The organism is Hydrogenophaga sp. L310 (assembly GCF_055703065.1).
Genome location: NZ_JBVPZA010000001.1, coordinates 174354 through 200337, shown reverse-complemented (window position 1 = coordinate 200337; position 25984 = coordinate 174354). Strand labels below are relative to the sequence as shown.

The 25984-nt window shown below is 64.1% G+C and carries 27 protein-coding genes; 8 read left to right on the top strand and 19 right to left on the bottom strand.

Going from position 1 to position 25984, the window contains the following annotated elements:
- Positions 1-11 precede the first annotated feature (11 nt).
- The 5 genes from AC0GNO_RS01020 to AC0GNO_RS01000 are packed head-to-tail and all read left to right on the top strand — an operon-like array spanning position 12 to position 3947.
- Positions 12-1043, top strand: coding sequence for a hypothetical protein (locus tag AC0GNO_RS01020; RefSeq protein WP_472902632.1), 1032 nt, complete (start codon positions 12-14; stop codon positions 1041-1043).
- Positions 1044-1058: 15 nt separating this feature from the next.
- Complete coding sequence (locus AC0GNO_RS01015) at positions 1059-1409, top strand: Cif family virulence factor (protein WP_472902631.1); 351 nt, start codon at positions 1059-1061, stop codon at positions 1407-1409.
- Positions 1410-1424: 15 nt separating this feature from the next.
- Positions 1425-1847: a nuclear transport factor 2 family protein gene (locus AC0GNO_RS01010; RefSeq protein WP_472902630.1), complete on the top strand. Its 423-nt coding sequence runs from the start codon at positions 1425-1427 to the stop codon at positions 1845-1847.
- Positions 1844-2677 carry an SDR family NAD(P)-dependent oxidoreductase gene (locus AC0GNO_RS01005; RefSeq protein WP_472902629.1) on the top strand — a complete coding sequence of 278 codons (834 nt, stop codon included), beginning with the start codon at positions 1844-1846 and terminating at the stop codon, positions 2675-2677. Before AC0GNO_RS01010 ends, AC0GNO_RS01005 begins: the two co-directional genes overlap by 4 nt.
- 49 nt (positions 2678-2726) lie before the next feature.
- Positions 2727-3947, top strand: coding sequence for an MFS transporter (locus tag AC0GNO_RS01000; RefSeq protein WP_472902628.1), 1221 nt, complete (start codon positions 2727-2729; stop codon positions 3945-3947).
- On the opposite strand, the gene AC0GNO_RS00995 is transcribed toward AC0GNO_RS01000, so the two are convergent.
- The 10 genes from AC0GNO_RS00995 to AC0GNO_RS00950 all read right to left on the bottom strand — a co-directional run bounded on the left by AC0GNO_RS00995 (position 3944) and on the right by AC0GNO_RS00950 (position 12130).
- Positions 3944-4375 (bottom strand): dihydroneopterin aldolase, encoded by a 432-nt coding sequence (locus AC0GNO_RS00995; protein ID WP_472902627.1) that lies wholly within the window; start codon positions 4373-4375, stop codon positions 3944-3946. The two genes, AC0GNO_RS01000 and AC0GNO_RS00995, sit on opposite strands and share 4 nt — an antisense overlap.
- A gap of 1 nt (position 4376) precedes the next feature.
- Positions 4377-5153: an SDR family oxidoreductase gene (locus AC0GNO_RS00990; RefSeq protein WP_472902626.1), complete on the bottom strand. Its 777-nt coding sequence runs from the start codon at positions 5151-5153 to the stop codon at positions 4377-4379.
- A gap of 59 nt (positions 5154-5212) precedes the next feature.
- Positions 5213-5791 (bottom strand): glutathione S-transferase family protein, encoded by a 579-nt coding sequence (locus tag AC0GNO_RS00985; protein ID WP_472902625.1) that lies wholly within the window; start codon positions 5789-5791, stop codon positions 5213-5215.
- A 62-nt stretch (positions 5792-5853) separates the two neighbouring features.
- Positions 5854-7053: an MFS transporter gene (locus AC0GNO_RS00980; protein WP_472902624.1), complete on the bottom strand. Its 1200-nt coding sequence runs from the start codon at positions 7051-7053 to the stop codon at positions 5854-5856.
- Positions 7040-7588: a glutathione peroxidase gene (locus AC0GNO_RS00975; protein WP_472902623.1), complete on the bottom strand. Its 549-nt coding sequence runs from the start codon at positions 7586-7588 to the stop codon at positions 7040-7042. Before AC0GNO_RS00975 ends, AC0GNO_RS00980 begins: the two co-directional genes overlap by 14 nt.
- The gene (locus tag AC0GNO_RS00970; protein ID WP_472902622.1) at positions 7585-8112 is read right to left on the bottom strand and encodes a carboxymuconolactone decarboxylase family protein; all 528 of its coding nucleotides are present in this window, start codon (positions 8110-8112) and stop codon (positions 7585-7587) included. Before AC0GNO_RS00970 ends, AC0GNO_RS00975 begins: the two co-directional genes overlap by 4 nt.
- A 2-nt stretch (positions 8113-8114) precedes the next feature.
- Positions 8115-9290, bottom strand: coding sequence for a thiolase family protein (locus AC0GNO_RS00965; protein WP_472902621.1), 1176 nt, complete (start codon positions 9288-9290; stop codon positions 8115-8117).
- Entirely contained in the window at positions 9287-10192 is a 906-nt protein-coding gene (locus AC0GNO_RS00960) for a 3-hydroxyacyl-CoA dehydrogenase (RefSeq protein WP_472902620.1), read from the bottom strand. Before AC0GNO_RS00960 ends, AC0GNO_RS00965 begins: the two co-directional genes overlap by 4 nt.
- Before the next feature lie 19 nt (positions 10193-10211).
- Positions 10212-11057: a fumarylacetoacetate hydrolase family protein gene (locus AC0GNO_RS00955; RefSeq protein ID WP_472902619.1), complete on the bottom strand. Its 846-nt coding sequence runs from the start codon at positions 11055-11057 to the stop codon at positions 10212-10214.
- Positions 11054-12130 carry an amidohydrolase family protein gene (locus tag AC0GNO_RS00950; protein ID WP_472902618.1) on the bottom strand — a complete coding sequence of 359 codons (1077 nt, stop codon included), beginning with the start codon at positions 12128-12130 and terminating at the stop codon, positions 11054-11056. The genes AC0GNO_RS00955 and AC0GNO_RS00950 overlap by 4 nt, the downstream gene beginning before the upstream one ends.
- Before the next feature lie 222 nt (positions 12131-12352).
- Here AC0GNO_RS00950 and AC0GNO_RS00945 point away from each other — a divergent pair, with 222 nt between their 5' ends.
- A complete protein-coding gene (locus AC0GNO_RS00945; protein ID WP_472902617.1) occupies positions 12353-13399 on the top strand; it encodes a universal stress protein in 1047 nt (348 codons plus the stop codon).
- A 30-nt stretch (positions 13400-13429) separates the two neighbouring features.
- On the opposite strand, the gene AC0GNO_RS00940 is transcribed toward AC0GNO_RS00945, so the two are convergent.
- Complete coding sequence (locus AC0GNO_RS00940; protein ID WP_472902616.1) at positions 13430-14278, bottom strand: TetR/AcrR family transcriptional regulator; 849 nt, start codon at positions 14276-14278, stop codon at positions 13430-13432.
- A gap of 146 nt (positions 14279-14424) precedes the next feature.
- Here AC0GNO_RS00940 and AC0GNO_RS00935 point away from each other — a divergent pair, with 146 nt between their 5' ends.
- Positions 14425-16056: an ATP-dependent acyl-CoA ligase gene (locus tag AC0GNO_RS00935; protein ID WP_472902615.1), complete on the top strand. Its 1632-nt coding sequence runs from the start codon at positions 14425-14427 to the stop codon at positions 16054-16056.
- 17 nt (positions 16057-16073) lie between these two features.
- Here the strand turns inward: AC0GNO_RS00935 and AC0GNO_RS00930 are convergent, their stop codons facing one another.
- Positions 16074-16874 carry an SDR family NAD(P)-dependent oxidoreductase gene (locus AC0GNO_RS00930; protein WP_472902614.1) on the bottom strand — a complete coding sequence of 267 codons (801 nt, stop codon included), beginning with the start codon at positions 16872-16874 and terminating at the stop codon, positions 16074-16076.
- A gap of 122 nt (positions 16875-16996) precedes the next feature.
- Between AC0GNO_RS00930 and AC0GNO_RS00925 the strand changes: the two genes are divergently transcribed.
- Positions 16997-17737, top strand: a complete 741-nt coding sequence (locus AC0GNO_RS00925; RefSeq protein WP_472902613.1) for a DUF2889 domain-containing protein — start codon at positions 16997-16999, stop codon at positions 17735-17737.
- Between the two features lie 15 nt (positions 17738-17752).
- Here the strand turns inward: AC0GNO_RS00925 and AC0GNO_RS00920 are convergent, their stop codons facing one another.
- From AC0GNO_RS00920 to AC0GNO_RS00890, 7 genes are all read right to left on the bottom strand, one after another.
- Entirely contained in the window at positions 17753-18292 is a 540-nt protein-coding gene (locus tag AC0GNO_RS00920) for a 3-phenylpropionate/cinnamic acid dioxygenase subunit beta (RefSeq protein ID WP_472902612.1), read from the bottom strand.
- 60 nt (positions 18293-18352) lie between these two features.
- On the bottom strand, positions 18353-19753 hold the full coding sequence (locus AC0GNO_RS00915) for an aromatic ring-hydroxylating dioxygenase subunit alpha (RefSeq protein ID WP_472902611.1): 1401 nt from the start codon (positions 19751-19753) through the stop codon (positions 18353-18355).
- A 181-nt stretch (positions 19754-19934) separates the two neighbouring features.
- Positions 19935-20861, bottom strand: coding sequence for a quinone oxidoreductase family protein (locus tag AC0GNO_RS00910; RefSeq protein WP_472902610.1), 927 nt, complete (start codon positions 20859-20861; stop codon positions 19935-19937).
- Between the two features lie 104 nt (positions 20862-20965).
- Complete coding sequence (locus AC0GNO_RS00905; RefSeq protein WP_472902609.1) at positions 20966-22276, bottom strand: amidohydrolase family protein; 1311 nt, start codon at positions 22274-22276, stop codon at positions 20966-20968.
- Between the two features lie 108 nt (positions 22277-22384).
- On the bottom strand, positions 22385-23665 hold the full coding sequence (locus AC0GNO_RS00900) for a cytochrome P450 (RefSeq protein WP_472902608.1): 1281 nt from the start codon (positions 23663-23665) through the stop codon (positions 22385-22387).
- A 35-nt stretch (positions 23666-23700) separates the two neighbouring features.
- Positions 23701-24270 (bottom strand): aromatic-ring-hydroxylating dioxygenase subunit beta, encoded by a 570-nt coding sequence (locus tag AC0GNO_RS00895; protein WP_472902607.1) that lies wholly within the window; start codon positions 24268-24270, stop codon positions 23701-23703.
- A 37-nt stretch (positions 24271-24307) separates the two neighbouring features.
- Positions 24308-25708 (bottom strand): aromatic ring-hydroxylating dioxygenase subunit alpha, encoded by a 1401-nt coding sequence (locus tag AC0GNO_RS00890; protein WP_472902606.1) that lies wholly within the window; start codon positions 25706-25708, stop codon positions 24308-24310.
- Positions 25709-25984 lie beyond the last annotated feature (276 nt).

Sequence of the window (25984 nt, the reverse complement as noted above, 5' to 3'; positions counted from 1 at the left end):
CCCATCCGATCATGCGAACTTTTGACACCATCCCCGAGCGCTCCGACTTCGGCTACCAGTGCCTGGTCGGCCCGCAAAAGGTCAGCGGCGCCCAGCTGGCTGACCTGCGCGACCACTTTGGCCTCAAGCTCACCAAGCACATGCCGTTCGGCAGCGTGCGCGACGAAGACGGCCACATCTACTCCATGGTGCGCGCCCTCAACGCGCCGGGCAGCACGCCCAACCCCACCAAGTTCATCTACCAGAGCACCCGCCTGGACGGAAAGAACATCCGCATCGACAAGGAAAATATCGCCCCCCGGGCGCTCACCATGTTCCCGGCGCGCGGACTCGATGGCGACACCGCCTGGTGGTCCAGCCACCCGGAAGAACCCGGCCAACCCTGGCGGTTGACCGCCTCGGGCACCGACTTCAGCTGGAAGGAAGAAGGCCTGTTCGACCTCACCGGCAAGCTCATCGGCAACGGCATGCAGTGGTACCTGCCGGGTGTGGACTGGGGCACCTTCTACGTCGCGCAGCTCTACGACGTGCAGGGCACCTGCGAGGGCAAACAGGTCAAGGGCATCATTTCGCTGGACCAGGCCTGGATGGCCGAAGGCGCCGCCATCCACATGCACAAGGACCTGGTGGTCAACAACAAGATGCACGTCATCTGGTGGAACTTCGCCACCATTTACAAGGACGGCAGCTGGGATGTGGGCTCCTTCCTGGTCGGTCACGAGAAGCTGGGCTACGCCATCTTCCAGAATGAAAAAGGCGAGATCCGCTGCACCACCGACACCGAGGGCACGGTGCGCCACGAAAAGGATGGCTGGTTCGCCGAAGACGCGCGCCTCGTGCTGGAAGGCAAGGAGGAATGGGAGTTCCTGCCCGACCCGAAGGGCCGGATGATCGACTTCGTGGGTGGCTTCCCCATCACCGCCCAGCAGGAAGGTCGCTGGCGCAAGGTGGGTGACACCCGAGAGCCCGACCGCTGGATGGCCTGGGGCGAAAGCGACAAGCGCAACGGCACGGCGCGCAATGTCCGTGGCACCGAAGCCTGAACCGGAGACCACGCCATGGACACATCCACCATCGAACACTTCCTGCACGCCCAGGTGCAGGCCTGGAACCGGGGCGACAAAGAGGGCTTCTTCGCCGCCTACCGCGCAGCAGCCCCCGAGGGCCTGCAGATCGAGTACGTGGGCCGTGGGCCTGCGGGCGAAGGTTGGCCTGTGCTGGAGGGCATGTGGGCGCAACAGAGCGCCAAGATCGAGATCGAAGAAGTCGCGCTGATCATCAACGGCAACGAGGCCGCGTGCCACAACCGCAACAAGGTTCGCGGCAGCTCGCTGGCCATCGAGACCATCGAGCTGTACCGCTTTGACCAAGGCAAGCTCACGGTGCGCTATTTCGTTCGCCAACCCTGACCGAAAGAAAACACCATGTCACAGATCACCCCCGAGCAGATTCAACGCTTCATGAGCGGCCAGGTCCGCTGCTGGAACCACCACGACAAGGCAGGCTTGCTGGCGCTCTACCGTGAAATGGCCCCTGCCCAGCTGGACATCGAATACGTGGGCCGCCCCGAGCAGGCCGATGGCTGGCTCGTCATCGAAGAGATGTACGACAAGCACAACCACCAGTTCCGCCTGGAGGTGGTGAACACCATCATCAACGGCAACGAGGCCGCCGTGCACCACCGCAACTGCATCGTGGGCAGCAGCCAGGTGATCGAGAGCATCGAGACCTACCGGTTTGGCCCGGGCACCCTGCACGTGCGCTACTTCCTGCAACCACCCCAGGACGCCAGCGTGAATCTCGAACAGTTCCGCGGCTTCGCCACCAGCACACCGGAGACGCCATGAGCAAGCCCACCCTTCCCGGCCCCCACGAAGGCCGCTTCAAAGACCAGATCGCCATCGTCACCGGGGGCGCGTCCGGCATCGGTGAGGCCACCTGCCGGCGACTCGTCGCAGAAGGCGCCACCGTGGTGGTGGCCGACGTCAACGCCGCAGGTGCAGCCACCTTGGCCGCAGAACTGGGCCCGCGTGCCAGCGCACAGGTCTTCGACGCCGCCGACGTGCAGAGCATCCAGCAGCTTGTACAAGGCACGATCGACCGTTTCGGCCGCCTGGATGTGCTGCACAACAACGCGGCACTGAGTTCCCCGGCCGTTCACGCCAAAGACAAAAACGCCATCGACATCGAATTCGAGGTCTGGGACCAGGTCATGGCCGTGAACCTGCGCGGCTACCTGGCGGGATGCAAGTTCGCCTTGCCGACCATGATCGCCCAGGGCGGCGGTGCGATCGTGAACACCGCGTCCACCGGCGGGTTCTCGGGTGACATCACGCGCATGGCCTACAGCGTGTCCAAGGCGGCCATCATCGGCCTGACCCGCCAGATCGCCACTCACCACGGCGCCCAAGGCGTGCGCTGCAATGCAGTGGCCCCGGGCCTGGTGCTGACACCAGGCACGCGTGGTGCGGCGGCCAGTGTGATCGACGTGATGCAGCGCCATTTGCTGGTGCCTGAATTCGGCGAGCCCGAAGACATCGCTGCGCTGGTGTGTTTCCTTGCCTCCAGCGAAGCGCGCTACATCAACGGACAGACCTACATCGCGGACGGCGGCATGCTGGCCCACAACCCGACCATGGCCGACCTCGTCGACATGGCCAAATCCAAGACCCTCTGAACCACATGAACCTCTTCCGTTGCGGCGCGCCATTGGGCCAGCCGACCTGATGCCGCGCGCGCCCTCAGACTCCCTGCTCGAACCCTTCCGGGGTTCGGGCTTTCGTTATTTGTGGCTGGCCTGGCTGTCCGGCAACATGACCATGTGGATGCACGAGGTGACGGCCGCCTGGCGCATGACCCAGCTCACCGAAAGCCCCGTCTGGGTGGCTTGGGTGCAGGCGGCCGGCACTTTGCCCCTCTTTGTGCTGGGTCTGGCCAGCGGCGCCCTGGCCGATCTGCTCAACCGCAGGCGATTTTTGGCCGTGGCGCAGGCCTGGATCGCACTTGTGGCGGCGGTTCTGGCAGTCCTCGCAGGCAGCGGCGCCCTGAAGCCTGGCACGCTGTTGCTGCTGTGCCTGCTCAATGGCGTGGGACTGGCGTTCCGGTTCCCGGTGTTCTCGGCCCTGGTGCCCGACCTGGTGGAGCGACGCCTGCTGTCGTCGGCCCTGACCCTGAACGCCCTGGCCATCAACCTGACGCGGGTGCTGGGCCCAATCGTGGCGGGCATCGTGCTGGCCTGGCAAGGATCGGCCATGGTGTTTGCACTCAACGCGGTGCTGTCCATCCTGGCCGGCGTGTTGATCTGGCGGGCCCCCATTCCCCCGCACACGCCCCCCGCCCAGCGCACCCGGTTGCTGCAGGCCATGCGCGATGGCGTGCGTCACGCAAGGGCCTCGCCCATCCTTCGGGCCGTGTTGTTCCGTGCCTTTGTGTTTTTCGCCCAGGCCGTGGCCTTGGTCGCCTTGCTGCCACTGGTTGCCAAGGGTCTCGGTGCCAATGAGGCTACCTACACCGCCCTGCTCGCGGCCATGGGTGCGGGGGCCGTGCTCGCCGCCATGGCCCTGCCCCGCCTTCCCGCCATGGCGGCGCGCAACCGCATCATCGATGCCGGCGTCTGGCTGCACGCGCTGGCCACGCTGGGCGCTGTGTGGGCGCCCAGTGCCTGGACGCTGGCCCCCGCGCTGGCGCTGTCGGGTGCGGTCTGGCTGTGCGTGGCCAACACGCTCACCATGTCGGCCCAACTGGTGTTGCCGACCAACCTGCGCGCGCGCGGCATGGCGATCTACCAGATGAGCATCATGGGCGGCAGCGCTGGAGGGGCCATCGTGTGGGGCGTGGTGGCTGAGCACACCTCGGTGAGCTCAGCCCTGGTGGTCTCCGCAGTGGTCAGCGTGCTGCTGCTGCTGTGGACCCGTGGCACCACCCTGGAAGAGCGCAACCCTCACTAAGGTTTCTGAACCTCTGCGCCCAGGGGATGCTGGCTGGTGTCTTTGAACCCGAACACCTCCACCCCGACCGCTTCGCAGTCGGGGTAGACATCGGGCTTTTCAGTCGAGACCCGCGCGGCCACCACCTGGGGGTGGGCCAGCAGCGAGCGCAGCAGGTCATCGGCCAGGGTTTCCTGCAGCCGGATGTGCCCTCGCCCCACCCGGTCACGGACGATCTCACGCACAAAGTCGTAGTCCACCACCTCGTGCAGCGCATCGCCCACCGGTGTGCTGCACGCGAGCGGCACGTACAGATCCACGTTGATCCGAACGCGCTGCGGGCGCCCTTGTTCAAAGGCGTGCGCCCCGATGCCGATGTCCACCACGTGGTTGCGCAGAAACAGGCGCCGGCATTGCGCCAGTTCGGCACTCAGGAGTGGGTCGGGCATGTCAGCGGGTTTCCATCTCGCGGGCGAGAAACATCACGTCGCGCGCCTGGCGAGACAGGTGCTGGCCACCGTCCACCAGGATCGTGGAGCCGGTCGTGGCGGGCGAGGTCAGCAGGAAGCGCACCGCGCTGGCAATGTCCTCTGGCGGCGAACTGCGCCCCAGCGGATTGAGCCGCTGGCCCACGTCAAACTCCTGCTCGTTCATCGGGCCCGAGAGCAATGCGAGACCAGGGGCCACGCCGCTCACCCGAAGCTGCGGTGCCATGGCCATCGCCAGCATCTTGGTGGCTGCCTCCAGCGCCGCCTTGGACAGGGTGTACGAAAAATAATCGGGGTTGGGATTCCACAACTTCTGATCGAGCAGATTCACCACGCACCCGGTGCGCCCGGTGTCCCTCAGGTGCTGGTACAGGCCTTGGGCCAGCAAGATGGCGGGCGCGGTGTTGGCCTTCCAGTGCCGCTCCATGGCCGCCAGCCCGCAGGTCTCAGCGTTGTCGTACTCAAAGGCCGAGGCGTTGTTCACCACCGCATCGATGCGGCCGAAACGCTCCACGACCTCAGGCACCAGCGCGCGGCAACTGGCCTCGTCGCTCAAATCGGCGAAAAGGGCTTCCGCTTGCCCGGGGTGGCGGCGCAGTTCCCGCAAGGTGTCTTGCGCTTCGGCCGACGACCGGCGGTAGCTGAACGCGACGCTCCATCCGGCGGCGGCGAGGTCGAGCGCGATGGCACGCCCGATACGGCGTGCTCCGCCGGTGACAAGTACGACAGAACGGGACATCAAGGTGCGCTCCAGAAAACAAACAGGGTCGGGCGAGGGAGCTGTGCTCGGTCGGCCATTCAGCGGTCCAGTGCCAAGGCGCGGCGCCGCGCGGGGCGGTCGGCAAGGGCCAGGTAGGCGTCGATGACCGGGCAACCGCCCAGCAGAGGCCGGGCCATCTCAAACAAACTCATGAACAGGATGTCGGCAGCGGTGAAGCGTTCTCCGAGCAAATAGGGGCCGCGCTGCAGCGTGTGCCTGATGTGCCGCATCATCGATTCGTTAAGGCCGCTCATGGCCGGGTCCTGCACTAGGAGGCCCTGCCCCTTCATGTATACCAGCGGTTCGGTCAAGCCCACCTGATAGAACAACCAGGTGAGGTAGGCACCACGCAGCGCATGGCCCACCGGGACACCGACTTCCGCCTCGGGATGCAGATCGGTCAGGTACAGCGCAATGGCCGCCGTTTCCGACACCAGGTGGCCCTCGTGTTCCAGCGCCGGCGTGAACCCGTGCGGATGCGGGTTGCGCGGATCGGCCTCGCTGCCGTCGTTGCGTGGGTACTTCACCACCACGACCTCCCGGTCGGCCCCCAGCTCCTCCAGCAGCCACAGGATGCGCGCCGAGTTGGAACCGGGTGAGTGATACAGCTTCAGCATGGTGTGTCCTTGCGGTGAATTCTTCTGGGTGATCGGCAGCGGAGCACTGCGGTGTGCCGCACTCATCCGGCGTGCTTGGCCCGTGACGGCAAGCCGAACGCGGCCCAGGCGCCCGCAGACAGCGCCGCCCCGGTCATCCAGAACACCGGCGCGACACCCAGCACCGCGCCCACGGCGCCGAAACTCAAGGGCATCACCAGGGTGGAGAAGTGGATGACGGTGGACCGAAGCCCCAGCGCCTCGCCCTGGCGCTCGGGCGGGGTGAAGGTGTGCAGGCTGGACATGACCGCGGGCTGGATGGCCCCCAGCCCCAGGCCCATGGTGCCGGCACAGACGGCCATGGCCCACGCACTGTCCAGCCAGGGGTAGAGCAGAAAAACCGATGCCGTCAGCGCCAGCGCACCGGTCATCACCCACCGGGGTTGCAAACGCTCCGCCATGAACGGGATCGCCAGGCGCACCGAGGCCGAGGTGACGGCGTAGCTGGCCAGCACCATGGCAATGGCGGACGCGCTCAGTCCCCGCTCATGGCCCAGGATCGGCAGGGCAAACGCGTGGGCGTCCCAGCAAGCGGCAATCAGCCAGTTGATGAAGAACAGCCGCCGAAGATCGCTGTTCCCCAGCAGATCCCACGCCTTCTGTGGCGCGGCGACCGGTTTGCCCGGCGCCCGGGGTGCTTCAGCAGGCACGCGGGTGGTTGCGAGCAACGTCCCCAAGGGGAACAGCGCCAACCCGACAAAGGCCGCGCGGTAGCTCACATGGTCGATCAGCGCGCCCGCCAGCAAGGGGCCCACAAACGTGGCGATGGACGGGGCGAGCGCCACCCAGCTGAAAATTTTCAGGCGTTCGGCCTCGCCCCGCGCCAGCCGGCCGGCGGTGCGCTGAAGTGAAATCATGCCCATCGCGGAGCCGGCGCCCACCATGGCAGCAGCAGCGCCCAACGCCCACACATGGGAACTCAGCGCAGCGAGCACCGCTCCCACCAGCGCCAGCAAGGCGCCGATGCGCGTCGCCAGGTGGTACCCGCGCCGGTCCACCAGACGGCCGGCGGGAATGGCCAGCAAAAAGGGGAACACGGCAAACAGGGCCATCAACACCCCGATCACGGCCGCGCCACGCGCCTCGTTCACCGCCAGCAAGGGGATGGTCATGCGCATGCCGTTGAGGCAGCCGTGCAAACCGACCTGGGCAGCGACCAGCGTCAGCAGCGTCCACCCGAACCGGGAACGCTCGCCGCGGGCCGCCGGATCAACCGAGGGCATCCTCGATGGCCGAGATCAGCCGTGCGTCATCGGGGGTCACATCGGGGGCAAAACGGGCCACCACGGCACCGTCGCGGTCGATCAGGAATTTTTCAAAGTTCCACATCACATCGGTGTCGCCCTTGGGCAGCAGTTGGTGCTTGCTCAAGGTGTTGCGCAGCAGCGAATCGCCGGACGCCAGGGCCTGTGGCTGCGCGGCAATGAGCGCGGCGTACAGGGGGTGGCGGGGTTTGCTGTTGATGCGCAATTTGGAGAACAACGGAAAGTTCACGTGGTACTCGGTGTCGCAGAAGTCGCGGATCTCGCCCTCGCTTCCCGGCTCCTGACCGGCAAAGTCGTTGCACGGAAATCCCGTGACTTGCAGCCCACGGTGGTGAAACCGGTCGTAGAGAGCCTGCAGGCCGGCGTACTGCGGGGTCAACCCGCATTTGGACGCGACGTTGACGACCAGAATCACCTGCCCCTTGAAGGGTGCGAGGTTGGTATCGGAGCCGTCCAGGGCTTGAAGGGTGATGTCGAAGATCGATGAGCTCATCGGGGTAGTTCCTCGTAGGCTTGTTGAACCAACGTCATGCGGCCGCCGGCCAGCATCAAGGCGCAGAACATCTGCAGATCCACGGTTTCGGCGGTCGAAAAGTGCGCCGCCAGCGCGGCGAAATGTTGTTCGTCAATGGCGTGTGCGTCGGCCGCGAACAGCTCGGCGTAGGTCAGCGCCGCGCGCTCGGCTGGCGTGAAGTGCTCGCTGCCGGTTTGCAGGCAGTTGAGGGCTTCAATGTCCTGCGCATCCACACGGTCACTTTTGCGCGCCAGCTGGCAGGCCTGGCACTGCGTGATGCTGGCGATGCGCAAACGCACCAGCTCGCGCAGGCGCGCGTCCAGCACCCCATGGTTGTGGAACTGGTCCAGCAGCGCCAGCCAGGCCAGCGCCGCCTGCGGCCGGTGCGCCCACACCTGGACCGGCACGGTGGAGCTGAGCATGCGGGTGTCCACGCCCCGCTGCACGGCCTCGCCCAGCGGCGCCGGGAGATCGGCCAGGGACACCAGCGGCAGGCGCGCCACGGTTACAGACGCTCGATCAGTGTGGCGGTGGCCATGCCACCGGCACAACAGATTGCCTGCAGCGCATAGCGGCCTCCGCGGCGCTCCAACTCGTGCAGCATCGACGTCATGATGCGCGCGCCACTGGCCCCCAAGGGGTGGCCCAGCGCGATGGCGCCGCCATTCACGTTCAGCCGCTCGGCGGAAACCCCCAGCTCTTTCATCCACACCATCGGTACCGGCGCGAACGCTTCGTTGATTTCGAAAAGGTCGATGTCGTCCAGCGTGAGGCCGGCCTGTGCCAGCACTTTGCGGGTGGCCGCGATCGGCCCCGTCAGCATCAGTGTGGGGTCGGAGCCCACCGTGGTCATGGCGCGGATGCGGGCGCGGGGCTTAAGACCCAGCGACTCGGCCTTGGCCGAGGACATCAGCAGCAACGCGGCCGCGCCGTCGGAAATCTGTGACGAGTTTCCGGCGGTCAGGCGTCCGTCGGTGCGAAAACTGGTCTTGAGGGTCGCCAGCTTTTCGGCCGCCGTGCCCGGGCGAATGGTTTCGTCCGCAGAGAACAGGGGCGCCTCGCCCTCGGCGCCCTTCTCTCGCACTTGCGCCACCGGCACCGACACGATTTCTTTCTGGAAATGGCCGGCCAGCGCAGCGGCGGCGGCGCGGCGGTGGCTTTCCACCGCGAACGCATCGAGCTCCTCGCGCACCAGTCCCCACTGATCGCACAGGCGTTCGGCGGCTTCGCCTTGACCCGTCATTTCGTAACGGTCGGCGGCCATCCAGCCAAAAGCCTCGCCGTGGATGCTGCGGTTGCTGCCCATGGGCACCCGGCTCATGTTCTCGGCACCGCCGGCCACGACCACGTCGGCCGAGCCAAAGGCAATCTGGCCCGCGGCCAGGTGCACGGCCTCTTCACCCGATCCGCATTTGCGATCGATGGTCAGGCCGGGAATCGTGCAGGGCCAGCCGGCCCCCAGCAGCGCGGTGCGCGCGATGTTGGCCGACTGTTCGCCCACCTGGGTGACGCAGCCGAAGATGACGTCGTCCACCAGCTCCGGTTCAAGCCCGGCACGGGTGATGAGTTCGTCCAGCACCACGGCCCCCAGGTGATCGGCGCGAACGCCCGCCAGACTGCCCTTGAATTTTCCGACGGGGGTGCGAACCGCCCCGACGATCACGACATCCACGCGGCTCACAGAACACTCGCTTTCAGGCCGGAGCCGGGCACGCGCTGGCCCTTGTCGTCGTACTGGTACACGCCTGCGCCGGTCTTTCGGCCGTGGCGACCGGAGGCCACCATCTTGATGATCAGCGGACACGGTCGGAACTTGTCACCCAGGGTGGAATGCAGGTAGCGCAGCACCGACAGCCGGGTGTCCCAACCGGTCAAGTCGCCCAGCTCCAGCGGCCCCATCGGGTGGTTGAAGCCCATGCGCAGCGCGGTGTCGATGTCTTCGGCCGTGGCCACACCTTCCTGCAGCATCCACATCGCTTCGTTGCCCAGCATGGCCGACATGCGGCTGGTGGTCAGCCCCGGCGATTCGTTGACGACGATCGAGGTCTTGCCCAAGGCGTCGCTGTAGGCTCGGCTCAAGGCCACGGCCTCGTCGCTGGTGGCAATGCCGCGCACCAGTTCGACCAGCTTCATCTTGTGCACCGGGTTGAAAAAGTGCATGCCCACCACCCGCTCCGGGTTGGGGACGGCCGTGGCGATCTCGGTCACGCTCAGCGCCGAGGTGTTGCTGGCGATGAGGGCGTCGGGCAGCATGTGGGCGGCGGCCGTGGCCACCACCTGCTTCTTCACCACGATGTTTTCGGTCACGGTCTCGACCAGCAACGCCGCCCCCGCACACGCGGTGGCCAGATCGGTTTGTGTGGTGAGGCGGGCCTTGGCGGCCTCGGCCACCGCCGCATCGAGTTTGCCGAGGCGAACGCCGTCGTCCAGGATCTTGGCCACAGCGGCCAGGGCCTTGGCGGCCGCGGCCTCGTTGCTGTCCACCAGCACGGTGGCGAACCCCGAACTGGCGAAGGCATGGGCAATGCCCGTGCCCATCAGGCCGCCACCGACGACGACCACTTTGTTTTGCGTGATGCTCATTTGATTTCTTTCTGAGTGTTTATTGCGTCGCCGTGACGGTGTTGCGCAAGACGCCAATGCCCGGGATTTCGGCCTCGACCACGTCACCCACCCGGAGGAATTTGCCGGAGCCCTGCGCCGTGCCGGCGGGCGAGCCGGTGAACATGACATCGCCGCTTTCGAAACTCGAACGCTCGTCCACGAACTTCACCAACTCCGCCACGTTCCAGGTCATTTCGGCGGTGTCGCCGTCCTGCCGAAGGTCGCCATTCACGCGCAGCAACAGGCGCAACGACAGCTTGCCTTCCAGCGGGAATTCATCGCGGGTCACGATCCAGGGGCCGAGCCCCGTGGTCTGGTCGCCGCTCTTGGCCGCAAACAGGTCCATACCCACACCGGGTGGTCCGCTGCGCTGCAGGTCACGCGAACTCACGTCGTTGCCCACGGTATACCCCAACACACTGGCGATCGGGTCCTGGCGGTTGACCACATCACCGATCACCGCCACCAGCTCCACCTCGTGGTCCAGCTCCTGGGTCAGTGGCGGGTAACGCAGCGTGTCGTTGGCGCCGATGAGTGCCCCGTAGGCCTTCAAAAACGCAATGGGCTGGCTGTGGCTCTTGATGCCGAAATCGGCCGCGAGGTGTTTGGCGTAGTTGGCACCGGCCACCACCACACGGTTGGTCTTCTCAATCGGCGGCAGAAGCCTCACCGAACCCATGGGCAGCACGGCCCCAGTGAATGGCAGTGCGGCCTCACCTTCACCGCGCGTGACCGCCGGCCCCCAGTCGGGCACGCCGCCCACGATCGGGCGAAGCTCTCCGCGTTCGGTGTTCACCAGCGCCCAGAACGGAGCGCCGCCATCGGTGCAGCGGGCGAGTTTCATGGGGCAGCTTTGACAGCGGGTTTGCCCAGCTTGGCCGGGTCGAGATGCAGCAGTTCACACGCGTTTTTCCATCGGATTTTCTGCAGATCGTCATCCGACAAACGCAGGCCATCGGTCAGGTCGTGGCGAACGGCGTCACTGCCGCCAAAGTTGCTGCCGTACAGCACGCGGTCGGCACCGATGATGTCGACCAGGGCCTGACGCATCGGCACTTCGTGCAGCTCCACGTCAAACCAGAAATTCTTCAGGTACTCCTCAACCGGCTTCTTGTTGAACTTCACATCCAGGTTGCGGTTGGTCTGGGCCAGACGACCGAGCTGGTAAGGGATGTAGCCGCCACCGTGGGTGATGTAGACCTTCAGGTCGGGGAAACGGTCCAGCACGCCGCCGTTGATCAGGTACCAGAAGAAGCGCGTTTCGTCGTAGTTCATGCCCACGATGGCCGTGGTCTCGTACGGGTCCTGGTTGGCCTGCATGCCCCAGGTCACCGACTGGTTGTAGCCGTGGATGAAGATCGGCAGATCCAGATCGCACATCGTTTTCCAGACCACATCGAGTTGCGGCGAATCGGCTTCCAGCCCGCCGAAGTTGGCGCCCCCGGCCACCAGGCCCTTGGCGCCAAGCTCGGTGCAGGCGCGGCGAATTTCCTTCGCGGCGTCGTGCGGGGCGTTCAGCGGCGCATGGGCCCAGAACATCAGGCGATCCGGTGCCGCCGAGCAGTAGTCGGCCAGGATGTCGTTGACCTTGGTGGCAAAGCGGACCGAGAACTCCGGGTCGGCCCAGTACATGTAGCAGTGCGACGGCACCGACAGCACCTGCGCGTTCTGGCCCGCAGCGTCCATGCCGTTCAGGCGGTTTTTCGGATCGGCCCACCGGGCCATGTAGTCCTCGACGCTCGGGCCATTTCCAGCAGCCACAGCCGCCTTGCGCTCGGGCGAGCCGAGGCGCAGCACCCAATGGCCGACGCGAAGCTTGACGTCGCCGTCCGGGTGGCGTTCGAAGAACGGCCCCCAGAACGGGTGCTGGTTGTAGTACCCGGGTAGCGGGGCGTGGGCGTGCAGGTCGATCAGCATGGTGGTCTCTTTCAGGTTCAGGCATGGCCGAGGTGGCCAAAACCAGGTTGTCTCGTGTGTCGGTGAAGCTGCGGCCACTGCCGAACTTTCGACAAAGGTTTGCGCTGCATCAACGCTATATTAATCAGAAAATGCGATTCTGTTCAAGTTATCGAAAACACTGACTTGATGACACGCCCCGTTTTGGGCACCCTGCAGACTGGTCCCACATGGAGATTTCTGATGTACAAGAACCTGCTTGTCGCCTTGGACGACACCCCCCTGGGGATGACTACCGTGACCCGCGCGGTCGAATTCGCGCGTGCTCTGGACGCCCGAATCACCTTCTTTCACGCCGCGCCAGACCTGACGGCAACCGGTGAAGGCGCCATGTTGTACTCACTGGACGACCAGGCATTTGCTGAGGAAAGCAATATGCCCCGCCATGCTGTTCTGCTCAAGGCCGCCACCGCAGCAAAGATCGGCGGCGTTGCTTGTACGACCGATGCAAGCGTCAGCGACCATCCGGCCCAGGCCATTCTCGATGCGGCTCATCGACATGCCTGCGACCTGCTGTTTGTGAGCTCGCACGGCCGCTTGCCAGGTTTGCGGGGTTGGCTGCACGGCAGCGTGACCCATCGGCTGCTACAGATCGCCGACCTGCCTGTGCATGTGGCCAGCATCGAGTCGAATGACCAGCAAGCTGATGCCAACCGCGCCCTCGCGATCATTGGAGGAGAACATCGATCCATCGCAGCGGTGCTGGGCGGACTTCAGCAATTGGACCGTGCGGGACGCGCCAATGGCAAGGCGCCAGACGTGGTGCAGATGTACCAGATGGTCAAATACCTTCGCCAGTTTCCGGCGGTATTGCATCACCCCAAGGAGGAGGATTTTATTTTTCGACTGCTCCGGCAACACGCCGGAGAGCACAACGCCGTACTGGACGAACTGGAGCGGCAGCACTCCCTGGAAAGCAGCTTGGTCGATGCGCTGTCCGACGCCCTATCCCGTCAGGAAAGTGGCCAGGCTGACGCCCCGGCAGCGATCACCGCCGCTGTCCAGCGCCTGAGTGGCGCGATCTGGGAACACATGTCACTGGAGGAGTCGGTCATATTTCCAGCAGCACGCCGGCATTTCACCCGTGCGGACTGGGCAACGGTCTACCAAGCCTTTTCGGCACATCAAGACCCTCTTCTCCACCACTCGTCCGAGATGCCCATGAAGCAGTTGTTCGCACGGATCGCAACGGCGCTGCAGCAGGATGCTTCTGAGCAAGCTCCCAGGTGATGGAAGGTTGACTCCCGATTGCCCCTCGGGTCACCGCCTGGCTCGAGAGGATGTTCCTGCGGTCAGGGACTCCACCAACCGTCCGATGCGACGGGGCAGCGCCTTGCGATCCGTGTCACCCGGTACCAGCTGCTCGCTGAGGACATAGCGGATAAGCAGTTCGCACACCAGCTCCCGGTCAAGCTTGACGCCGAGACGCGCCTCCCAGGCGTCAAAGACCACGCCCAAAACGTCCTGAAATCGAACGACCGAGTCGTGGAAGATGCGCCGGAAGAACCCCAGGGCGTACTCCGGTGCCACAACCAGCAGCCGACGCGCACGACCATGTTCCAGGTAGTAGTCCAGGTAGCGAATCAGCGCCGCAAAACGTTCATCGGGATCCTGGCAGGACTCCACGGCTTCGGCCAGCGCCACGTGAAACCGCTCCCGCTTGTGGCGCGAGAAGGCATCCAGAAGTTCATCCTGCGACGCAAAGTAGCGATAGAACGTTCCGCGAGAGACATTCGCCGCTCGACAGACATCGAGAATCGAGATCCGTTCGGCGCCGGATTCCAACACGATGTTTTCGGTGGCTGCCAGGATGTTCGCGATCGTTATCTCAGAGCGCCGATTACTGCGCGAACGCTTCACGACCACCGGCGTGGAGGCCACCGGGCTCTTGTTTGCCACGGCGACAGGTGCCACGGCTTTTTTCTTCGCGACCATCGTCTTCACAGGCACTGAAGCGGCACTGCTCACCACCTTGAGGCGGGACGATTTGCCATTGGGCTTGGCTTGCGCATCCACCTGCGCAACAGCTGATGCTGGTCGCTTGCTTTTGGGCTTGTCATCGGCGTCCGGAGCGACCGAGGTCCGCTTGTTCGTGCTCTTGAGACTCATATTCATACTTTCTGAAGGTCGAAGGGAGATTTTGCGGCCAGCACATTCAAGGGTTTACCAGCACACCCAATGAATGAGTCTGTATATAGAATATTCGTCTGAATATAGAATTTTTGTGCCTTTCGGCACGGCTTGGAGCTTTTCACATGGCAGGCATCGGCAACCCCGACTCGTGGTCTCTTGGGCAACAGGATACGGTCATCGCAGCGCTTGAGCGCGCTGTTTCGAAACACCCCAACCGGGTTCTGCTCGATTTTTCGGGGGAATTTCATACCTACGGGGATGTTGACCGCCAATCGACCCGCCTGGCCCATGCGCTGGCTGCGCTGGGTGTGCAACCTGGGCACACCGTGGTGACGATGCTCGACAACAACGTCGACGCGGTGCTCTGCTGGTTCGCCATCAACAAGCTTTGCGCCGTCAGCGTGCCCATCAACACCGCGCTCAAGGGCGAATTCCTGCGCCACCAGATCGCAGACGCCGGGGCGGCGCTCGTGGTCTGCGAAGCCACCTACGCCGAGCGCATCGCGGCCGTGTCGGACGGGCTGCCGGACGTGAAGCTGGTGCTGACCCGGGGCGAGCCCGGCGACGGGCGCTGCGGCACCCTGCCACTGGCGTCGCTCAACGGACACCGGGGCCACGACGACAGCGCTTTCGAGCGCAAACCCAACCCCTGGGAACTGGCCTGCCTGATCTACACCTCGGGCACGACCGGGCCGTCCAAGGGCTGCATGATCAGCTACAACTACATGTGCAACCTGGCGCGCCTGCAATTGCGCGCCGGCCCGGCCAACGAACATGACGTCACGATCACGCCGCTGCCGCTGTTCCACATGAACGCCATGTGCGTGGGCGTGCTGGCGTCGATCCTGGTGGGTGCCCGCGTCGCCTTCGTTCCGCGCTTTTCGGTGTCGAATTTCTGGCCCGAGGTGGAGCGCAGCGGCGCGACCATCGCCTCCATCCTGGGCAGCATGGGCGCCATGTTGGCCAACGCGCCCGACACCGAAGCGGGACAGCGCTGCAAGGGGCAGATCCACACGGTGCGCGGCAACCCGTTCACCGAAGAAGTCAAGGCCATCTGGCGCGAACGCTTCGGTGCCAAACAAGTGGGCGGCAACGGCTACGGGCTCACAGAGGCGGCGGTAATCACCTCGCTGGCCGGTGGCGAATACGCGGCGCCCGGCTCGTCGGGCACGCGCATCCCCGACTTCGACGTGCGCATCGTGGACGACCTCGACCGCGAGGTGCCCGCCGGCACGTCCGGCGAGATCGTGGTGCGTCCGCTGCGCCCCGACATCATGTTCATGGGCTACTGGCGCCGGCCCGAAGACACGCTGAAGATCATGCGCAACCTCTGGCTGCACACCGGGGACATTGGCAAGTTCGACGAACAAGGTTTTTTCTACTTCGTGGACCGCAAGAAAGACTACCTGCGCCGGCGCGGCGAGAACATTTCCAGCTTCGAGATGGAGGCGGCGTTTGCGCGTCATCCGGCCCTCGCTGAAGTCGCTGTGCACGCCGTGCCGTCCGACAAGGGAGAGGACGACGTCAAGGTGACGGCCATGCTGCGCCCCGACATGACGCTGAGTCCCGAAGACCTGTTCCGGTGGGCCATTGACGCGGTGCCTTATTACGCGTTGCCGCGCTACATCGAATTCCGCGACAGCCTTCCCAAGAACCCCCAAGGGCGGGTCCTCAAGTACGAGCTGCGCGACGAAGGTTGCACGCCGACCACCTGGGACCAGGAGACCAGCGGCATCCAGGTCAAGAAGCGCTGAACCCAGCGCTTGGTCCATCAGTATTCACGCACCGGCACGTGGGCCGGGCGCGAGTTGTAGCCGGGCAGGTGCAGCCCGCCGTCCACGTGCATGGTGATCCCGGTCACAAACCGGGCCATCTCCGAACCCAGAAAAACGACCACAGGCCCGATGTCCAGCTCCGGGTCACCGGATCGACCCATTGGCCGTGCCGCCGCCGAGCGCTCGGCAAAACCGGGGATTTCAGCGGCCAGCTTGTGGAAGGTGGCCCCCATAGCGGTCGGCGCGATGGCGTTGCAGGTGATGTTGAAGCGGCCCCACTCGGCGGCCGCACTGCGGGTCAGCCCGACCACGCCCGACTTGCCCGTGTTGTAGTCCGCGTGTTGCCAGGCGCCGATGTCCACATCGATGGAAGTGAAGTTGATGATGCGCCCGCCACCGCGCTGGCGCATGTGCGGCATGGCCGCACGCATCGCCCACCAGCTGGCCCAGACGGTGGAGGTCAGGGTGCGCTCCAGCATGGCGTCCGTCTTGTCCTCCAGCAACACGTTCTCTGAAGGCACAAAGGCGTTGTTGACAAGAATGTCGAGACCTCCAAAGCTGTCCACAGCGGCCTGGATTGAAGCCTCCACACTCTCTTTGCTCAGGACGTCGGTTCGAACGAACAGGGCGCGGGCCCCCATCTGCCGGAGTTCCAACTCGGCCTCGGCCCCCGTCACCGGGTCAAGCTCGGCAATCAGCACCGCGGCGCCCTCTCGCGCAAAGCAGCGAGCGACACCCCGGCCAATGCCACCACCGGCACCTGTGATCAGGGCCACTTTGTCTTTCAGCAGATCCATCGGGTCTCCAAATATATATTGAACATAATTCTATTTATCGTACACTTTAAGACATGGTGTGTCAGCCGGGAAGACGTGAACATCGTGGATTTCCTGCTCGGTAAAAACCCTAGAAAGTCCGCATGCCCCTGTTCCGACGACGCATTCTGATCGCGACCGATCCCTTGAGAACCGGCACCCGGTACCGGGCTGCGCTCGAAGACGACTTCCACCACTTCCGGGTCGAACTGGTGGTGCGGGACGGGCTCATAGCCTCGCTGCATGCGGAGGCGCCCCGCCACCCCTACAGCCTGTGCCCGTCTGCGGCAGATCAGCTCCAGCAGCTGGTGGGCATGGCCCCGGAAACCAGTGCACACGCGGTGATGCGCCAGGTCGACGCCAGCCAGCAATGCACCCACATGCTGGAGCTCAGTGGCCTGGCGGCCGCAGCAGCGGCACGCGCCCTGCCACAACGGCGCTATGACATCGAGGTACCGTTGCGGGTCGAAGGGCGCACCCATGCGACCCTGGACCGAGACGGCACCCGGCTGCTGGCCTGGGATGTCCAGGATCTTGAGATCGAAGGACCGCCGCCCTACAACGGCATCGGCTTGCGCCAGGGCATGGCACGCTGGGCCATGACCCACCTGAGCGAGGAAATGGCTGAGGCGGCGCTGGTGTTGCGGCGTTGTGCGGTGATTTCTATGGGAAAAAACCGCCCTCTCGATGCACAGAAACACGCCAGGTTGTCCGGCGCCTGCTATGCGCAACAGCCAGACCGGGCCCCGCTGGCCCTGCGCCAGGTGGGCTCGACCTGGAACTTCACCTGGCAGCCCGACCAGCTGTGCCGGGACGACCTGGACTGGATCGCCTTCAAAGTCTGAAGGCGATCGGCAGACTCAGAGGAAGATGGCCAGGTTCGGGGTGCCCAGCACGGCCTGGTCCAGCAGGATCTCACGGCGGGCCAGCTTGAAGCTCTCGCCATCGACCCGCAACACATCCCGGCGCTCGGCGCTGATCAGATCGAACTCGTCGAAGTTGAACCGGCTGCGGGTCACCAGCAGGTAGCTGCGCACGCTGTATTCGTCGGGCTTGTCGGCGGTGGCTTCCACCAGGACGTTGGTCACCAGCCGTCGCGTGCGCGAGGGCGGGTCTTCCGCCCAAGCGCTCTTGGTACCGGTGAGGCGGACAATGCGCCCCATCACGGAACGCCAGTCGTCGTGGTAGTGCTGCATGGTGCGCACCACCGACGCCGCCTGCTGACTCACCGGCCGGGTTTCCCTCAAGGGGGCGGTGTAGATCAGATCCTGTGCCAGCGTGTCGCCCCATTCCTTGAGGCGGGTTTCATCCAGCAGTCGCGCTTCGACGTACAGGAATTGGAGGATCTGGTTGTAAACAGGCGATCCAATCGGCACCAGGGCGCCTTGGGCTTCACTCATGAGAATCTCCGAAAATGGGGGTATCGAATTGCGACGAGAGCTCGGGGGCTCGAAGAGGGTTCAGACATTGCCGCCCATGAGCTGGCGCCAATACATCCACCAGTGCCACTGCGTGTCGTCCTTGGTGAAGCCCTCGTTGACGATGCCGGGGCCGGGCCAGCCTTCGGGGGCGCCGGTTTCGTAGACCGCCTGGTACTTCAACGTCATCTTCTTGCCCTGTGCGCCCTTGGCGGCCAGGGTCATGTGAGGCCAGGTATCGGAGTCGTCTTGCTCGACCATGCCCGACGTGCCAAACAGCTGGATGGTCTGCCTGAGCATCTTGTCCCGCAACTCTTGCGGCGCATCCTTCTCGGCAAAGATCCAGTTCACGAACTCCAGCTTGTCCGGTCCCTTAGGGACGTAGGCGTGCATGGTCATCGAACCGACCACCGTGCCATCCGCCTGAGGGATGTAGACAAAGCCAAACAGAACGTTCGGGAAAATCCCCCCCACTTGCGGGGGCATGCTGGTTTGCACCTTCAGCTGCTCGGGGGTAAGGTTGCGTTTGAGTTGTTCGACCATGTCCTTGGTCATACCGGCCGGCGGCAGCGCGTTGAGCTTTTCATCCACGCTCAACACGTCGGGATCCAGTCCCGTCATGCGACGGATCTTTCGCCCCAGGTCGATGCAGCGCAGCGCATGGCCATGGGGAGAGCTCACTTCCACGCCGTACATCTCGGGGCTCAGATCGCCACCACCGCCCTCACCCTCGCCCTTCTTGGAGTAGTTGCCCACCTCGGCCAGCCAGCGGTGCAAGGTCAGCGTGTGGTAGCCATCAGCGGCCGACTGCTCGCCGGCGGCTTTCCAGTTGGCGCGCACCGTGAAGCGCTGCGGCGGGCCCAGCACTTCCATGCCTTTGTCGGAGCGTTTGAAGAGGATGTCGTAGTACCACTTGGCGTCGCCCAGAAACTCGTCGAACGAGGGGCCGTCGATGTTCCAGGTCGCAAAGATCAGCCCGCCGTACAAGGTGACCCGGGCCTTCTTCAGCCCCAGGTCCTCTTTGCTCATCATCTTGCCGTGCATGGTCTCTTTTTCGACTGGCGCACCGAGAAAGGCACCGTTCGGACGGAAGGCCCAACCGTGGTAAATGCAGGTGTGAATCTGGGTGTTGCCGGCATCGAGGGTGGACACCCGCATGCCGCGGTGCGAACACAGGTTGAGCAGCACATGGACCTCGCCCGACTTGTCGCGCGTGACCAGCACCGAGTCGGAACCCATGTCACGGGTGATGAAATCACCGGAGTTCGGGATCTCAGATTCGTGACCGAGGAAGACCCAGATCTTGCCGAAGATCTGCTCCATCTCCATCTCGTAGAGCTCGGGGTCCGAGAGCGCGCGCATCTGCACCTCCCGGGTGGCCACATTGACCAGGTCAACGACCTTGGTCCCATCGGAAAGGGTCGGGTGTGTCGGGCTCAGCATGGGGGTCTCCTTCATCTGATTAAGCAGCGGTGGAGACGAAATATAAACAACTTAGCCAAGTGTGTACATATAAAGCCCGTCGCATTGGACAAAAGCAGATCAAACCAAGGGTTAACACCGATCATTTTCCCCACTCACCGCCCTGCCCTGCGGCTGGATCAACCCCTCCACAGCATGCGCATCAGCCCTGAAAGGAAGCCGTGATCTTGGCGTGAGGCCCCGCCACCTGCGCCGCCCAGGCATCAGGCATCTGGTCAAAGCGGTAACCGACATGATCGAAGGCAATCTGGTGCTCACGCGCCAGCTTCAAGAGCCTGCGCCAGGTGGCCTCACGATCGCTCGGTGAACGTTGACCAGTCCCCACACAGCTGAGCGTTCGGAACAGCAGATCGGCGATGTTGAGGTTGATTTCGCGTCCGGCGCCGGTGCCGATGGTGAGGATGCGTGCCCCCCAGCGTGTGGCCTTCAGTGCGGCGAGCAGGGGTGGACCACAGACACCATCGAGCACCACGTCGAATCCCTCGCCCGCCACGGCCTTGAGGGCCGCGGCATCGTCGTCGCTGCCCAGCGCCACCACCGCATCGGCCAGGCCGCGCGCGCGCAGGCGCTCCAGGGCCGCCGCGTTGCGGGCCGCCCCCACCACCCGGCCGGCCCCCAGAATGCGCGCGAGCTGAAGGGCGATCTGCCCCAATGTGCCGGTGGCACCCAGGATCAACACGCTTTCGCCGGGCTTGATGCCGGCCTGCTCCAGCGGCAGCAGCGCACCCGTGCCCGCGATGCCCATGGTGATGGCGAGCACATCGTCCACATCGTCGGGCACGTTCCACACCTCTTCGGTCGGCACCAGGGTTTGTTCGGCCCAGGCCCCGAAAGGCGCCACCGAGCGTTCCCCAAAATAGACCCGGCGCCCATCCGGCGCACGGCCGACCCCCTCACCACGTATGACGCACGGGAATTGCACGCCCAGGCGGTAGGCCCCCAGAACGTCCCAGCCCCCCAGTCCGGCGGTTTCCACGTTGACCAAGGTTGCACCCTCGCACGCTTGCGGCACAGAAAAGACCTGAAGGACCGGCCCCAGGCCGCGCTCGGTGATGACGGCGGCCCGCATCACGCAACCGCCTGAGGATCAAGGTTCGGACCGACAGCGTCGAGGTGCCGGGGGTTGCCCTGTCGGGGCCGGTCGTTGCATGGGTTCATCGGTTGCTCCTGGGGTCACAGCGCGGTTTCGGCATCGGCGTCGGCAAACATCTTGTTGATGTCGCCCGACGTCACGGGCTTGCCGGCCACACGCACCGGCTTGGCCCCGCCCATGCCCAGCATGGGCTCCACGCTCACATGCTGGGCCTGCGCCCGCAGCGCGCCCACCGTGCAGTTCTCGCGGCCCAGAATCGAGAACGGGTCATAAGAGAACTCCCGCATGGCATTGAGGTGGCCGATCTTGTCGATCTGCACATCCGTCAGGTGCTGGGTCTGGGCATGGAAGATCTCCGGCGAACCCGGCCAGGTGCAATCGGAATGCGGATAGTCGCACTCCCAGGTCACTTTGTCTTCACCGATGTCGGCCAGATTGCGAAGACCAAATTCGTCTTCGATGAAGCAGGTGATGATGTGTTTTCTGAAGACATCACTGGGCTTGCCGCCGCCGAAGTCGGTGTTGGTCCACTCGTGATGGTGCCGGTAAGTGAAGTCGGCGCGCTCCAGCAAGTAGGGGATCCACCCGATGCTGCCTTCGGACAAGGCCATGCGCAGGTTGGGGTACTTCTTCCACATCGGCGCCCAGATCCAGTCGGCGGCCGAATTGGCGATCGAGATCGGCATCGAGGTGATCCAGGCATCGATCGGTGTGAGGTCCGAGGCATGCTCGGCCTTGACGCCGGTACCGATGTGGCAGCAGATCACGACGTCGTTGTCCGCACAAGCCTTCCAGACCGGGTCCCAGTGGTCAGAGTGGATCGAAGGGAATCCGTGCAGCGCCGGGTTGTCTGAGAGCGAAATCGCGTGAACGCCGAGTTTGGCCATGCGACGGATTTCCTGAGCCGCCAGCTCACCGTCCCACCAAGGAATCAGACTCAGTGGAATGAACCGACCCGGAGCAGCGTTGCACCAATCGTGCAGGTGCCAGTCGTTGTAGGCCTGGATGGCGGCAAACGAGACCTCCCGCGCGTCCTTGTACTGCTGGAAGCGTTGACCCGCGAAACCGGGAAAGGTCGGAAAGCAGATCGACCCGAGAACGCCGTTGGCGTTCATGTCGTCGACACGGGCTTTGATGTCCCAGGTGCCGCGGCGCATGTGTTCGTAGCCCAAAGGCTCCATGCCGTATTCGTCCTTGGGTCGCCCCACCACCGAGTTCAGGCCCATGTAGCCCGTGGCGCGGCCTTCAAAGACCCAGACATCACGGCCCTTGCTTTGCACCACCTTGGGCTCGCGGCCCTTGAATTTGACCGGCATGTGGCGGTCAAACGCACCGCGCGGTTCGATGGCGTGGTCGTCCACGCTGACAAGAATGAGGTCGTCGAGTTTCATGAGGTTCTCCAGATCAAAGGAATGTGCAAAGGGGTGGGGTGGTGATGGCCGATGGGTCGATCAGGGGTTTGTGGCGCGGCAGTTGGGGGGCCTGCCGTGCCAGGGTCTTCAGTCCCAGATCACGGGAACAGAGGAAGCGCCGCGCAACATGCTGCCGGCGATCACGGGCGCGGGGCGGTCCGGGTCGAGCCGGATGTTGGGGAACAGGTCGAGCACCGCATTGATGGCGATGGACAGTTCCATCTTCGCCAGGTACTGGCCGATGCACATGTGCGGGCCGAAGCCGAAGGTAAAGGACGGCTTTTGGCGGCGGTCGATGTCAAAGGTGTCGCAGTTTTCGAAAACCTCTTCGTCGCGGTTGGCGGAAGCAACCACGCACTGCACCATCGCATCCTGCGGAATCATCACGCCCCGGATCTCGACATCGCGAACAGCCTGGCGCACCTTGACCGTGGACACAGGTTCGAAACGCACGCTCTCGTCGATCAGTTTGGCCACCAGGCTGCGATCGCCGCGAACCCGCTCGACCAACGCTGGGCGCTGCAACAGCAGCGTCATGATCGAACTGAAGGTGCGGGTGGTGGTTTCGCCGCCGGCGGCCACCATCGAGCGAGCGAAGGTCGTGATCTCGTGGTCGTCGAGCTTGCGGCCCTCGAACTCGGCGCGCAACAGACGGCAAACCAGGTCGTCACCGGGCGCACCTTCGGCGCGGCGGCGTTTGACCAGCGCCATCACGGCCTCGTACAAGGTGTTGGTGGCCTTCATCGCGCGTTCGCGGGATGCCGCCTCTTCGGTCGGGTCGAGCTTGGGGCCGGCCAATACGGTCAGACCCATCGCGGCGTACTCGTAAAAGTTGCCCAGCTCTTCGTCTGGAAAACCGATCAACCCGTAGATGACCCGGATCGGGAAGTACAGCGCAAAGTCCATCAGGTCGGCGCGCTTGTCCGACACCAGCGGCAGGATGAATTCGTCGCGAATCTGGTGCTCGATGGCGGTGCGCCACGGCAGCACCGCGTCGGGCGCAAACACCGGCTGCAGAAGCCCTCGGGCCTTGCGGTGCGCTTCACCGTCCATGGCGGTGATGACCAGCCCGTCGGCACTGAAAAAGCTGCCGAAGCCCTTGGCCATGAAGCGGCTGTTGAAGGTGGCGGAATCCTGCAGCACGGTCTTGACGTCGTTGTACTTGAACAGGGTAAAGGTCGGGTGGCCGTGGTTGGCGCCCGCATGGGTGGGCACGCCGATGCTGTTCATGAAGTCGCCGGTCGCGACCGGCGTCTTTGCGCGCCTGTCGCGGCACGCCGCGTACAGGTCGATGTCGGTTCCCCGGTAGTTGGCCGACAGTGCCGCGAACGCTTGTTCGAGCTTTTCGGAACGGTAGGTGGTGGTCATTGTTGATCCTGATCAGCAGAGGGTGGGTGGACAGATCAAAGGAAGATGCCCAGGTTGGGCGTTCCGAGCACGGACTGGTCGATCAGGACCTCGCGCCGCGCCAGCCGCAGGCTGTCTCCGTCTTTGCGCAACACGTCGTGGCGGTCACAGGGGATGAGGTCGAAGTAGTCGAAGTCGAACCGGTTCCGCGTGAGCAGCATGTAGCTCTGCACCTTGAACTCGTTCGGCTTCTCGGTTCTGTAGACCCGCACATTGCTGACCAGGCGGCGTGTGCGCGACGGCGGGTCTTCGCACCACGCGCTGCGGGTTTCAGTGATGCGGCGCACGCGCAGCGTCAACGACGCGTGGTTGTCGTGCATGTGCTGGACGGTGCGGATGAAGGTGCCGTCCTGCATGCGCACGGGCCGTGTCAAGCGCTGCGGGACGTTGTATTCAATGTCCTGCGCCAGAAGCTGGCTCCATTCGGCAAAGCGAAGCTCATCGAGCATTTCGGCTTCGTCAATGAGGAACTCGACGCATTCGTTGTACAGCGGGCTGCCGACGGGCACGCGGTTGCTGCGCACGGTGGGTGGCAGGGGTGTGGGTTCGAGCAAATGGGCAAGCATGGTGATCTCCTGGTGATGGGGGGCTGGCATGGGCAACTCAAGACGCCTGAGTCATCAGTTCGTGCCAGTACTGCCAGAAGCTCCAGTTGGTGTCGTCCTTGGTGAAGCCGCTGCCCACATGGCCGGGACCGGGCCAACCATCGGGCTTGCCGGTCTCGTATTTAGCCTGGTACTTCAGCGTGATGTGCCTGCTCATCGCGCCCTTGGACACGATGGTCTGGTGCGGCCAGGTGTCGGAATCGTCCTGCTCGACCATGCCGGAGGTGCCCAGCAACTGGCAGGAGATGCGCAGCATCGCGGCCTTCTGTTCGGGCGGTGTGTCCTTCTCCGCGAGGATCCAGTTCATGAACATGAACTTGTCCGGCCCCAGGGGCACATAGGTATGCAGCGCCATCGCGCCGGTCACTTTGCCGTCGGCCGTGGGCAGGTAGATGAACTCGAACAGGCCGTTGGGGAAAAAGTTGCCCACCTGCGGCGGGTTGGAGCTCATCACCCGGACCTGGTCGGGGGAAAGGCGGCTCACCACGTCGGGAATCATCTCCGGTGTCAAACCCGGGGGCGGCAGCACGGCCAGCTTCTGCTCGGGTGTCAGCTCGGACGGGTCCTGGCCGGTGATGCGACGCACCTTGCGGTCCAGATCGATGCAGCGCATGGTGTGGCCGTGGTCGGTCCAGACTTCGACACCGTACATCTCCGGGGTCAGGTCGGCACCGCCGCCCTCGGCACCGGGCTTCTTCGCGTAAGGGCCGATCTCCCCCAGCCAGCGGTGCAAGGTCAGCGTGTGATAGCCGTCGCAAGCCCCCTGCTCGGCCGCCGTCTTCCAGTTGGCCTTGATGATGAAGCGTTGCGGCGGGCCGAGCACTTCCATGCCGTTGGTGGTGCGGCACCACATGGTGTCGTAGTAAAACTTGGCATCGCCCAGGAATTCGTCGAACGACGGGCCTTCGATGTTCCAGGTGGCGAAGATCATGCCGCCATAGATCGTCACGCGGGCTTTGGTCAATGAGAGCTCGGCCTTGCTCATGATCTTCCCGTGCATGCACTCTTTGTCAACGGGTGCGCCGATGAAGTCCCCGTTGGGCTTGAAAGCCCAGCCGTGGTAGATGCACATGTGGGCCTGCGCATTGCCCATGTCCAGGGTGGACACCTTCATGCCCCGGTGGGTACAGGCGTTGAGCACCACATGCACCTGGCCCTCGCGGTCGCGGGTGACAAGGACCGAGTCCGATCCCATGTCCCGCTGAACAAAATCACCCGAATTGGGTATTTCCGTCTCGTGAGCCAGAAAGACCCACGTCTTGGCAAAGATTTTTTCCATCTCGAGCTGGTACAGCTCGACATCGGACAAAACCCGCATCTTCACCTCGCGGGTGTCCAGGTTGATGAGGTCCGAGATCTTGGTTCCATCGGCCAACACCGGGTTGCTACGCGTCAACATATCAGTCTCCTTGGAGCCAGCACCATTGCAGGCATGGAAACTAATTTAAGACACTTTTAGCTTTTGTGTATAACTGACAAGGGTTTACCCGGAATCGAAACGCGCGCCGAGTTGATCTACCTCAATCTTTTAGGGTCTTTGACAGCTGTTTGAGCAATCAAACCGATTCTGTTCTAGTCGGCCACAAGGCGATACCGATCGCCAGCATGGAGCAGCAACTCGCCCCAGTGCCGCCAAGGCTGGTGAAGCGGTACCCGCAACAGCTTCAGCCCCACC